The 11,427-nt window shown below is 36.9% G+C and carries 14 protein-coding genes and 1 tRNA gene; 6 read left to right on the forward strand and 9 right to left on the reverse strand.

Annotated features, from left to right (window positions below):
* Nucleotides 1–18 precede the first annotated feature (18 nt).
* The 3 genes from KO464_03885 to KO464_03895 all read right to left on the reverse strand — a co-directional run bounded on the left by KO464_03885 (nt 19) and on the right by KO464_03895 (nt 3,494).
* Nucleotides 19–1,350 carry an aminotransferase class III-fold pyridoxal phosphate-dependent enzyme gene (locus tag KO464_03885; protein ID MCC7572513.1) on the reverse strand — a complete coding sequence of 444 codons (1,332 nt, stop codon included), beginning with the start codon at nt 1,348–1,350 and terminating at the stop codon, nt 19–21.
* Between the two features lie 170 nt (nt 1,351–1,520).
* Nucleotides 1,521–2,900 carry a dihydropyrimidinase gene (gene hydA / locus KO464_03890; protein ID MCC7572514.1) on the reverse strand — a complete coding sequence of 460 codons (1,380 nt, stop codon included), beginning with the start codon at nt 2,898–2,900 and terminating at the stop codon, nt 1,521–1,523.
* Between the two features lie 75 nt (nt 2,901–2,975).
* Entirely contained in the window at nt 2,976–3,494 is a 519-nt protein-coding gene (locus KO464_03895; protein ID MCC7572515.1) for an AAA family ATPase, read from the reverse strand.
* 57 nt (nt 3,495–3,551) lie between these two features.
* On the opposite strand from KO464_03895, the gene KO464_03900 reads away from it, so the two are divergent.
* Nucleotides 3,552–3,626 (forward strand) — tRNA-Ile (locus KO464_03900).
* A gap of 12 nt (nt 3,627–3,638) precedes the next feature.
* Here KO464_03900 and KO464_03905 read toward each other — a convergent pair.
* The 3 genes from KO464_03905 to KO464_03915 are packed head-to-tail and all read right to left on the reverse strand — an operon-like array spanning nt 3,639 to nt 5,159.
* Nucleotides 3,639–4,292: an endonuclease III gene (locus KO464_03905; GenBank protein MCC7572516.1), complete on the reverse strand. Its 654-nt coding sequence runs from the start codon at nt 4,290–4,292 to the stop codon at nt 3,639–3,641.
* Nucleotides 4,288–4,701 carry an NUDIX hydrolase gene (locus KO464_03910; protein MCC7572517.1) on the reverse strand — a complete coding sequence of 138 codons (414 nt, stop codon included), beginning with the start codon at nt 4,699–4,701 and terminating at the stop codon, nt 4,288–4,290. Before KO464_03910 ends, KO464_03905 begins: the two co-directional genes overlap by 5 nt.
* The gene (locus KO464_03915) at nt 4,698–5,159 is read right to left on the reverse strand and encodes a signal peptidase I (protein ID MCC7572518.1); all 462 of its coding nucleotides are present in this window, start codon (nt 5,157–5,159) and stop codon (nt 4,698–4,700) included. Before KO464_03915 ends, KO464_03910 begins: the two co-directional genes overlap by 4 nt.
* Before the next feature lie 89 nt (nt 5,160–5,248).
* Between KO464_03915 and KO464_03920 the strand changes: the two genes are divergently transcribed.
* Nucleotides 5,249–5,473 carry a hypothetical protein gene (locus KO464_03920; GenBank protein MCC7572519.1) on the forward strand — a complete coding sequence of 75 codons (225 nt, stop codon included), beginning with the start codon at nt 5,249–5,251 and terminating at the stop codon, nt 5,471–5,473.
* On the opposite strand, the gene KO464_03925 is transcribed toward KO464_03920, so the two are convergent.
* Together KO464_03925 and KO464_03930 are read right to left on the reverse strand one after the other, a co-directional pair.
* On the reverse strand, nt 5,474–6,646 hold the full coding sequence (locus KO464_03925) for a M20 family metallopeptidase (protein ID MCC7572520.1): 1,173 nt from the start codon (nt 6,644–6,646) through the stop codon (nt 5,474–5,476). It lies immediately after the preceding gene.
* Nucleotides 6,646–7,620 carry a hypothetical protein gene (locus tag KO464_03930; protein MCC7572521.1) on the reverse strand — a complete coding sequence of 325 codons (975 nt, stop codon included), beginning with the start codon at nt 7,618–7,620 and terminating at the stop codon, nt 6,646–6,648. Before KO464_03930 ends, KO464_03925 begins: the two co-directional genes overlap by 1 nt.
* A gap of 185 nt (nt 7,621–7,805) precedes the next feature.
* On the opposite strand from KO464_03930, the gene glmS reads away from it, so the two are divergent.
* Nucleotides 7,806–9,545: a glutamine--fructose-6-phosphate transaminase (isomerizing) gene (gene glmS, locus KO464_03935; GenBank protein MCC7572522.1), complete on the forward strand. Its 1,740-nt coding sequence runs from the start codon at nt 7,806–7,808 to the stop codon at nt 9,543–9,545.
* Here the strand turns inward: glmS and KO464_03940 are convergent, their stop codons facing one another.
* Nucleotides 9,546–10,043: a DUF1947 domain-containing protein gene (locus tag KO464_03940; GenBank protein MCC7572523.1), complete on the reverse strand. Its 498-nt coding sequence runs from the start codon at nt 10,041–10,043 to the stop codon at nt 9,546–9,548.
* Nucleotides 10,044–10,155: 112 nt separating this feature from the next.
* On the opposite strand from KO464_03940, the gene KO464_03945 reads away from it, so the two are divergent.
* The 3 genes from KO464_03945 to KO464_03955 are packed head-to-tail and all read left to right on the forward strand — an operon-like array spanning nt 10,156 to nt 11,409.
* Entirely contained in the window at nt 10,156–10,386 is a 231-nt protein-coding gene (locus KO464_03945; protein MCC7572524.1) for a small nuclear ribonucleoprotein, read from the forward strand.
* A gap of 1 nt (nt 10,387) precedes the next feature.
* The gene (locus KO464_03950) at nt 10,388–10,552 is read left to right on the forward strand and encodes a 50S ribosomal protein L37e (protein ID MCC7572525.1); all 165 of its coding nucleotides are present in this window, start codon (nt 10,388–10,390) and stop codon (nt 10,550–10,552) included.
* Nucleotides 10,549–11,409: a topoisomerase gene (locus KO464_03955; GenBank protein MCC7572526.1), complete on the forward strand. Its 861-nt coding sequence runs from the start codon at nt 10,549–10,551 to the stop codon at nt 11,407–11,409. The genes KO464_03950 and KO464_03955 overlap by 4 nt, the downstream gene beginning before the upstream one ends.
* The last annotated feature ends 18 nt before the right edge of the window (nt 11,410–11,427 follow it).

Raw genomic sequence — 11,427 nt, forward strand, 5'->3', positions numbered from 1 at the left:
AATAAAATTAAAAATATTTTATTGAACTACTTCCTTGTCAGAAATCTCAAGGGCTTTGTCAACTACATCAAGCGCTTCATTTATCTGTTTCTCATTGATTGAAAGGGGTGGTGCAAATAAGAGGGTTGAAACCATCTGCAAGAAAAAGACTCCGTTCTTCATACATTCTCCGGCAACTTTGGCAGGGATTGAAGCATGACCCCTCATGAACTTTTCTTCTCTAGTTCCGGCCTGCTCTTTTGTCTTTGTGTTCTTGATTAATTCGATTCCCCAGAACAATCCTTTTCCTCTTACATCTCCAACTGACTTGTGATCTTCCTTCATCTCGTTTAATCTCTTTTCCATTACCTTTTCCATCTTTGCAGCGTTTTCAACTAGGTTATTGTTCTTCATGTAGTTTATTGTCGCAACTCCTGCAGCACATGCAAGTGGGTGGCCTGCATAAGTATGACCCTCAACAAACCAGTGATCTTCAAAGTAGTCAGAAATCTTCTTTGAGTATGTTGTTCCACCAAGAGGAACGTAAGTTGCAGATAAGTTCTTTGCGGATGAGATTATATCGGGCTGGAAGTTATAATGTTCAAAAGCAAGCCATTTTCCAGTTCTACCAAATCCGGTCATTACCTCATCGGCAATTATAACTACATTGTACTCATCACAGATTTCCCTCAACATCGGGAAGTATTCTTTAACTGGAGGAATTATACCGTTTGAACCCACAATAGGCTCAGCAATAAATGCGGCTACTGTTTCCTTTGCCTCAAACCTGATCATGTCCCCAATATATCTGGCGCACATGATATCGCAGCTTGGGTATTCCAATTTGAATGGACATCTGTAGCAGTAACAGTCAGGACCGTGTAATATACCTGGGTAACCTGGCTCGTTTGGATATCTCCGTGGGTCCCCTGTTAGCATCATGGCTATACCAGTTGCACCGTGGTAAGACTGGTAACGAGAAATAATTTTGTACTTTCCTGTGTACCATTTTGCCGCTTTGACTGCAGCTTCATTTGCTTCGGTACCGCTTGAAGAAAAGAATGTTTTTCTAAAGTTTGGGCCTGCTATGTCAGCTACCATCTTTCCAAGTTTTGCCCTAGCATCGCTTCCAAGCCCTGGACCGATGTAAGCATATTTATTAAGTTGCTCTACAATCCCATCATTTATTTCTTTCACGTTGTGACCACAGCTTGTACTCATAAGCTGGGAAGAGAAGTCTGAATATTGTTTACCTGATTTATCCCAGAAATAGATTCCATCAGCCTTCTCTATCATGTTAACTTTGACATCAGCTTGGCACGACCAAGACCTCATGACATATTCTTTTTCCATCTGTGCTAAATCTTCCATAAAAGGCCTCCTATATCATAATAGGCACATTTACTTAATGTTATTACAGATTTATATAACTTTCGATTATAACTTGGAATATAAAGAAAATAGTTTAATAACATTTAATTAATTAGTCAATTATCCAATGAAAAATTGGTATTTTAAAAATTAAATAAAAATTAATTATTTTATAAAGGATAGAATCTTTCTCTCTTTATGAATTTGCCCCATCCTTTTTCGCCCGCGAGTTTGCCATCTTCAACAACTACCTTACCTCTTGAGAGTACTGTAACTGGATAACCCTTTACTACCATACCCTCCCAAGGGGTATAGTCTGTATTTTGATGGAGATTCTTCACAGAGATTGTGACTTCTTTTTCTGGATCGAAGACGACTATGTCTGCGTCTGATCCAACTGCTATTGTTCCCTTTTGTGGGAATAATCCAAAAAGCTTTGCAGGGTTTGTTGAGTTAAGTTCAACAAACTTGTTTAGCGTAATCCAGTCCTCAAGAACTCCTGCAGTGTACATTACTGGCATCCTTGTTTCAATTCCTGGAGCGCCATTTGGTATCTTGGCAAAGTTGTCTTTACCCATCTCTTTTTGGCCTTTGAAGAAGAATGTGCAGTGGTCAGTTGATACTACCTGAAGATCTCCCCTCTCAATTGCAAACCACAATGCGTCTTGGTCGAACTCTGACCTTAGTGGTGGAGACATGACATACTTTGCACCATTGAAGTCAGGCTCAGTATATCTTTCTTCGTCCAGAGTAACGTACTGCGGGCATGTTTCTCCATAAATTGGAAGCCCTCTTTCTCTTCCTTCGTGGATGGCTTCAACTGCCTCAAGGCAAGAATTATGTACAATGTAAAGTGGCGCCTCTGCCAAATCTGCAAGGGTAATTGCCCTCTGACATGCTTCCCCTTCTAGAATTGAAGGTCTTGATACGGCGTGGTACATAGGCTCAGTCTTGTTCTCAGCCAATAGCCTTTTTGTGTATAAATCTATTATATGGCCATTTTCGGCGTGAAGCATGATAAGCCCACCAAATTCGCCTGCCTTTTCAAGTGCCATATAGAATGCATCGTCATCTACCATAAGTGCCCCTTTGTAGGCAAAGAATAGTTTAAAACTTGGGATACCCTCTTCTAAGATCATAGTTTCCATTTCTTTTAGTGTATCGTCATTTACATCTGTCATGGCCATATGAAATCCATAATCGATGTAAGCATTACCAGTTGCTCTTTTGTTCCATTCATCAAGGGCTGCTCTTAGAGTTCCCCCCTTTGATTGAATAATAAAATCAACGACACAAGTTGTTCCACCAAAGGCTGCGGCCCTTGTTCCTGTTTCCCATGTTTCAGAAGAATATGTGCCCATAAATGGCATTTCAATATGTGTGTGCACATCTATAAATCCTGGGAACACCATCATTCCTTTTGCATCAATTTCCTTAGAGCCAGAAAGCTCTTTGCCAATGGCAACAATCTTTTCTCCTTCAATACCAACGTCTGCTTCATAAATATCTGTTGCAGTCACTATCGTTCCGTTCTTAATAACGAGATCCATAACTATACCTTCCCTATACTTCTGCGCCTTTATAATTTATAAAACTTGTGATTTCTAAAATTTAAAAAAAATATTCTATTTTTCTAGTAGAATAATATTATCTTCGGTAAGAAAATTAAAATGATTTCCATTTCTTAGAGAATTCCCTTTTCCTTTTATGATTCTCATTATCTCTTGAATAGTTTCTTCAACGTTCTCACTCAAGACTTCATAGATATCTTCATCACTGAATATCTCTTTTACAGCATATATTTCATAGTCAAGAATCTCTGACAGAAGATTATCCTTTATTTTTTTCTCTGAGTATCTTCTCTGGTGAAGCCTTTCAATAAGAACATTAGGATTGCAACGCAAGATTATTGCTTTGTCAGCTTTGAAGGGAATATGAGAATCAATAACTATGTTGTCTAATTCTTTCAATTTTTCATCAACTAAAGATTCTTCTATTATGACCTCACCCTCTTCAATTGGGAAGTCAAAGTTCTCTTTTGCATACTCACCTATGTTAATATAGACGAAATTTAACAGCTCGGCTATTTTTTTTGAGATAATTGTCTTACCTGTGCCGGGCACACCTGTGATCAAAAGCTTCATAATTATAAATATGAACGAAAATCTTAAATACGTTGTTAATATTTGCGTGATATACATGGGCCCGTGGCTTAGATTGGTTATAGCGTCCGGCTGATAACCGGGAGGTCCTGAGTTCAAATCTCAGCGGGCCCACTATCTATTCTTTTATCTATGCTTTGTTACGCCTATCTTTGGGCAGTATCTATCGATTGGGCAGATACTGCATTTTGGACTGATGGGTGCACAGACATTTTGCCCATATGTTACAAGGATATCATTGTACTCAATCCAGTGCTCTTGTGGAAGCTTTTCCCTTAATGCAAACTCAGTTTGAATTGGATTTTTTGTCTTGACGTAACCCCACCTATTTGATATCCTGTGGACATGGGTATCAACACAAACGCCAGGCCTTGAATAGCCAAGTGTTACCACAATGTTTGCAGTCTTTCTGCCTACACCTTTAAGCTTCAAAAGCTCATCAATTGTATCGGGGACTTTGCCATCGTATTCATCTAATATTCGATGGGACATTTCAATGATCCTTTTAGCCTTGGTCTTGTAAAATCCAACTGGATATATCAATTTCTGAATCTGAATTTCGTCCATATTAATCATCTTATTAGCGGTGTCAGCATATTCAAAGAGTTTAAGTGAAGCCTTCTTCGTCACTTCATCTTTAGTTCTAAGGCTCAAGACGCATGAAATTAGAACTTTATATGGATCCCTGTCTGCAGCTACTTCTGAAACAATAGGAACGGTGAACTTTTTTATCTCTTCCCTTAAGACCCCTAAAACTTCTGAAATATTCTTATTATCAATTATAGTTAGCCCCCCTATAGGCTTCAAAAAAATCTTGGATTATTTTATTGTGATCAAAGGCAAGATTGTTTGGTATTTGATTAAAATCAAATAAGGATAGCTCCTTTGCATCATCTCCTGCCTTCGGGGTTCCAATTCCCACTCCATGAAAAACTACACTTACTGTGTGCCCTCTTGGATCTCTGTCAGGTTTTGAATAAACCCCTAATAGAGTTAGTTGTGTAACATCAAGCCCTGTCTCTTCCTTTGCTTCCCTTGTTGCAGCGCTTTCTATAGTCTCTCCGTATTCAACAAAACCACCGGGGAGTGCAAAACAATTTTCAAACGGGCCTCGGCTTCTTTTAATAAGGACTAATTTATTATCAAAAAAAATAATTATGTCAACTGCAAGTGAAGGCGACCTTCTCATATCCTAACTCCAATAAGGCGTTTAAAGAAAATTGTCACATAGCCGAGTTTAGGTATCTTCATTATACTTACACCTAGGACAGCATGCTCTGGCACACCAGGAAGTTTCTTACCATTATCAAAGTAGGAATCCTCAAATGGATTATTGTCTCCTTTTGTTACAAAGTATAGATTGCCCTCTTCTTCAATTATGTTTATTGCCCTGTGAACAATAGGGATGTCCTGATAAGGCCTTTTGTATACAACGATGTCGCCAATCTGGATATTACTTGGCTCCGTTCCTTTGATTACAATGATATCCCCTCTATAGTAGACTGGCTCCATACTACCAGAAATAACTACGGCTACCGGATTATCAACTTTTAGGGCATAAGACAGTGTCAAGCTAATGACTAGGTAAAGCATAACGGCAATTATAATGCCTTCAATTATCTCCTTACCTTCTTTCTTGTAATCCACTTCTTCACATCCAAAAACAATAAGTATATTATAATATGAGATATAAGAAACCTTTTAAAAGTTTATTGATAGGTTCAATTGGTGATTTAATGGATGAGATGAATGACGATTATGCTATTGAAACTGCCCATCCTGACGAGGTCAGAGGCAGGATGATTTTTGAGATATCTTATCAGGAAGTATTTCTAGATTTGCTCTTACAAAAACTTGAAGAAAAAGGAATGCTTAAAGCAGAAGAATTCAAAAACGAAGTTCAAAAAGAAATAGAACGGAATTACGGATTCTATATGGAAAAATACTACGCAAGAAGGTAGTTATTTCACAAGTCCATAGATAACTGATGCCCACAAAACAGCACATTTTTCTAAATTTTCTATTCTTACATATTCGTCTGAAATATGCCATGCCATATCAGAGTCTGGTGAATGTGCTATAGTAGGTATTCCGTTTAAGTTTAGTATTTTTGCAACTGTTATCCCTGAAGAAGTTTCAAGTTGCATTGGCATTCCTATCTCACGGGCTGTATTCTCAAAAATTTCAATTAATTTATTGTTGGTATCCACTATATGTGGTAAGTGTCTTGTTTTGACTTCACCGACTTTAATATCAATGTTCTTGTCTTTTTTATTAAGAGAGTCTATCTCATCTGCCAATCTTTTTTTGACCATCTCTTCTGTTATGCCACAGGGGTATCTTATATCCAATGTGGCTTTGCATCTTGATGCTACAACATTTGGTGCATTTCCTCCAGATATCATGCCTACATTGATTGTAGGAGGGGTGAATCTAGAGTCGTATTTAAGATTAAACTCAAATTTTTCAAAGTCAGAGATCAATTTAGACATTTTAATTATGGCGTTTATTCCAAGCTCAGGTGTTGAGCCGTGAGCTTGTTTGCCAAAGCTTTCTATTTCAAGCCACGTGGCCCCCTTCTCACCGATAATTGCTTTATCTACTGAACCGCTATCGGGCACAATTGCATAGTCTGGTTTAAACCCTCTCTCAACGATATATTCTACCCCATAATCTGAGCCCATCTCCTCATCGGAAACTGCACAAAAATAAATAGTTCCTTTAAACTTTAATCCACTCTTAATTAATGCCTTTATCCCAGACCAAGATGCTGCGAGACTTCCCTTGTTATCAAGTGCACCCCGGCCGTAAACTTTACCATCTTTTTCATAAGGTTGAAATGGATGCTGTGTCCAACCTTCTCCTGGGGGCACAACATCTGTGTGGGAAATAATGGCAACTGAAGGTTGTCCAGAACCTATTCTTCCAATGTAGTTTGGTCTTTTTTCATCTTTTGAAATAATCTCAACTTCAGCGCCTATATCATTCATGCATTTCATAATAATATCGTGTAAAAGATATTCATCGCCGGGAGGATTTACGGTTTCTACTTCAATCAAGCTAAATAAAAAATCAAGCATTTCCTCTTTATTAAAATTTGAATTAATTCTAGAGGCTATCTCCTTTATCTCCACTAAAACTCCCCCGCATACTTTAAGGCCAAATAAAAGTATTTTTTTGTAAGTTCTTTGGCAGAACTATCTATCGATGCCCTGTAACCATTGACTTTTGCTCTGACGCATGCTCTATAACATTTATAAAAAGATAGAAGGGCGGCCATATCCTGATCGCCGCTTTCTAAAATATATTTATCTGAGAATGCCTTTGAAAGATCATCCCTTCCAAGAAACTCTAGATCCATACATAGAAAGGCTATCTCAGCAGTAACGTCTGTTGTATTTATGGCTGGATTGAATTCTATGGCATCAAATATATAGATTTTATCAGGCAGGACAAAAATGTTTCCAGAATGAAGATCGCCATGAGTTTCAATGATTTTTCCTTCCTTCACGCGCCTATCAAAAAGAACGACATTATTGTTGATAAAGTCAAGATTTTTCCCAATAAGCGTATTGAACTCCTCATTAGAAAATAGATCAGCAATAAAACATTCGAGGTCTTTAAAATTGTCCATTACATTTTTTTTAAATTTATCAATCGCCCCATATTTTCCGTCTAAGTCTATCCCAGTCTTTTTATGAAAGGTCAATATTTCCAAGGCTATTTGTTCGATAATATTCTTTGTAATTTCGTTTTTCTCAACGAGATTTTTCATTATATATTCTTCAGGCACCCTCTTCATCACGACTGTATATTCCAAAGGCAGCCCCGCCCCGGACAATACCAAGTTACCACCGTCTTTGGTAAGAGGAGAAACTTTGACATAGATATCAGGACTTAACAAGCTATTTATTCTAAGCTCCTCTCTGCAGTAAAACTCTCTTTTTTCGAGAGTTGAATAATCAAGGAATGAAAACTTTGCATCTTTCTTAATTTTATACGCATAGTTTTTAGTGAGAAATACATATGAAACGTGAGTTTCCTTAACTTCTTCTATCTTTTCATTGAAAGTATTATCATCAATCATGGATTTAAGATGCTCGTTCATTAAAAATATAGCAATATCTATATTTAAAAGGTTTTATGGCACAAGATGGCCCTAGAAATTGAAAGAAGCTCTAATTAGCTTCTTTTTTGATTTATTTAGCTTTATTCTTTTAGATTAAAATTTAAAAATAAGTGTTTCACCCGAAACTTTAAAATAGACAGAAAAAGCTTGATTAATGTGGTTTAATGTGTGGAATCGTTGGCATTATCAATGATGGCAAAATATCGATAAAAAATGACCTCTTAAATTCTTTAAAGAGACTTGAATACAGGGGTTATGATTCAGTAGGCTACGCCGATGTCAAGGGCAATGTGGAAAAGGATGTAGGCGAAATATCAAAATTCATTGAAACTCTAAATGATTCAAATACTTCATGTGCGATTTCTCACACGAGATGGGCAACGCATGGTGGAGTTACAAAAATAAATTCCCACCCCCACTGGGACTGTAACAAGAACATATTTACAGTTCATAACGGTATAATTGAAAATTATCAGGAGCTAAAGAAGGAGCTTACAGAAAAGGGCCACGTTTTTATCACAGAGACAGATTCAGAAGTTATTCCACATTTTTTTGAGGAAGAGCTGAAATCAAAGAGCATGATTGATGCAATAAAGAGTTTCATGAAAAGAATTGAAGGTACATATGCTATTCTTATCATTGAAAAAGATAAAAACATTATATACGCAATTAAGAAAGATTCTCCCCTTGTTTTGGGACTTGGCAAGGACAGATTATATCTGGCATCTGATATCTACGCATTTTCTGATTCCACAAATAAGGCCATATTTTTTGAAGATGAGGAGTTTGCGGTAATTGAGCCCAAAAAATACACTTTCTATGATAAGGAAGGTAAGGAAATCAAAAAAGAAATTTACGAGTTCACCTGGGCAATCCCCCAAGAAGAGTCAATCCAGAACTACCCCCATTATATGATAAAGGAGATCCATGAGCAGCCCATATCCTCTCAAAGACTGATTAACTCTCTTGACGGTGAGCAACATGATAAGATTAATAAAATTGCCCAGCTTGTCAAGAATTCAAAGAGAGTTGTTTTTACAGCTGCAGGAAGCTCGTATTATGCTTCTCTTCTAGGCATATATTTCCTCAATAGAGTTGGGGTAAATGCCCACACACTTATTGCAAGTGAGTTCCAAAATTTTATGCTCGTTGACAAGGATACTCTATTTATCGCGATATCACAGAGTGGGGAAACAATGGATGTTGTTGCTGCCGCAAAGTGGGCAAGAGAGAGAGGGGCCAAAATAGTATCCCTTGTAAACGTCCCACATTCGACACTACAAAGGATTTCAGATATTTCTCTTGAGATACATGCGGGACCAGAGATCTGTGTGGCGGCTACAAAGACCTTTACAAATCAGGTAGTTGCACTTTTGTATTTATCTTATCTATTAGGATTTTCTGTCAATATGAAGACAATCCCTCAAAAAATTGATTATGTAATTAAAGAAAATGAAGAGGCTATCAAAAAAATGGCCGATGAGCTTTATGAGAAAAAAGACATATACATCATCGGAAGGGGGCTATCCTATCCGCCTTCAAGAGAGATGGCCTTGAAACTAAAGGAAATTTCATACATACATGCTGAAGGTATGATGGGTGGAGAGCTAAAGCACGGCACCATCGCTCTAATAGAGCCAGGCACACCAGTCATTGCATTGATCCCTGGTAAGGATTTTGATATGTTCTCAAATGCCAAGGAAGTTGAAGCAAGAGGGGCTAGAGTAATTACAATTGCAAATATGATGGACTCTGACTTCAAAATTGATGTTACAATAAATGACGGAAAGTTTGCCATTTTGTCAGTTGTGATAGGGCAACTGCTTACATACTATATTGCAAAGAAAAAAGGACTTCCAATAGATAAGCCAAGAAATCTTGCAAAGTCAGTGACCGTCAAGTAATCAAAGCCCTTGCCATATTTTATCTCCGACGTAATGAAGATTTTTTACTACTTTTCCTTCTTTCATCGAAGAGATATCTTCGAAAGAATACATTGCGATGCCAACTGCTATTGGCTTTCCATGTTTTTCATCTATAATAATTACTGGCCCGTTTTTTTCGATTTGACTATCAACTTCTCTAATTCCTGGTTTCATTACATCCGCACCCTTTGTAATGAATGGGACAGCCCCCATATCTACGATAATTTTTCTAGGTATCTCATCTTTTCTTAAAGAAACTAAAAGTTTCAAAGAAGGTATGAAATTATCTTTCAATTTCAAAAAAGATGGAGCGTCGTTCACGTATATTATGTCGATGTTTTCATCTAAATTTGAGATCTTAAAAGAGGATTTGCTGTCAATGTTTTGCAAAATATTATCTCCAAAAAGGTTTCGAATAGAGTTTAAAACTTCTTTTATTTCTCCTTTTTTTAAGTCATGAACCGGTTTTTTCTTCATATAAGTTTTATATGCCTTTATTATGTATTTAAGTTTATAGGGAAATCTTTTTAGAGTATTTCGCCGTTAACTTTAAATACTATTTTATTCTGATTCCATAATAGGTGATATATTGGCTCAAAGACCACTCGACATCATACACAGAGCTTTGGATTCAAATGTCCTAGTAGAGCTTAAAGGCGGTAGAGAGTTCAGAGGAACTCTTAAAGGTTATGATATTCATATGAATCTTGTAATGGAGTCAGCCGAAGAACTTCAGAACGGAGAATCAGTAAGAAAGCTGGGACATGTAGTTGTAAGAGGAGACAACGTTGTTTTGATTTCACCAAGTTTGGAGGATTAATATGAGTAAAGGAACACCTTCCTACGGTAAGAGGAACAATAAAACACATGTAAGATGCAGAAGGTGTGGAAATCATTCATATCATGCTTCTCATGGTATCTGTGCATCATGTGGCTTTGGTAAATCTGCAAAGATGAGAAGCTACAATTGGTGTAAACGGAAATGATTGACACAAGGATTATAGTTGAAGGAGTTTCTGATGTTGAGACCTTGTCAAAGGCTATTCAAGATTTAGCCTTAGGTTCTGAATTTGGAGTTACAATTTCCTCTATAATTCCTACTACTAACATTGAAATTGCTAAAAAATCAATAGTTGGTTCTGATATTGTTTTAATTGCAACAGATGCAGATAGATCAGGTAGGGAACTTGCCGAAAGACTTTTTGAAGAACTCAAAGGGAAAGAAATCATAATTGAGAGGGTAAAATTCCCTAAAGGACGTGACCTTGAACACGCTGATCTTTTTTTGGTATCAAAGGAGATAAAAAATAGTCTTGTTAGAATTGGTTTGAAATCTCTTAAATCAATTGATATGTTGATTGAAAAAGAAAAATTTGTGCGCGCTCTTGAGAAGGATATGTATTCTCTAAAGACTGAAAATGAAGATTTAAAGAAGAAAACAAGAAATTTTGAGCAGACTTTAGAAGGTATTGAAAGCGAAAAGGAATTAATCAATAAGCTTGAAGAAGATATCGATAGACTCAATGTTGAAAAGAATGAAATAGAACTTGAGAACTCTGAGATCAAGAAAGAACTATTATCCAAAGATGGCAGGATTTCAGAACTTGAAATAAGGTATAAAGACCTTGAAGCAAAGATTTTGAATATATTTGATCTTGAGAGCTACTGGTCAAAAATCTCTAACGATGGATCTCCAGGTGCCTTAGAGATAAGAAAGGCCATAGAAATTTTAGGCCTTGACCGTGTTGTGGCTTCAGATGACTTTATCGTCTCTCCATCTGAGGAAAATGTCTACAGGGTTTTGAAGCTCATAAAGATGGGACGAGAACTAAATAGGGACTAATAATGAATTATTTTGGTA

The organism is Methanofastidiosum sp., assembly GCA_020854815.1.
Taxonomy (GTDB): Archaea; Methanobacteriota_B; Thermococci; order Methanofastidiosales; family Methanofastidiosaceae; genus Methanofastidiosum.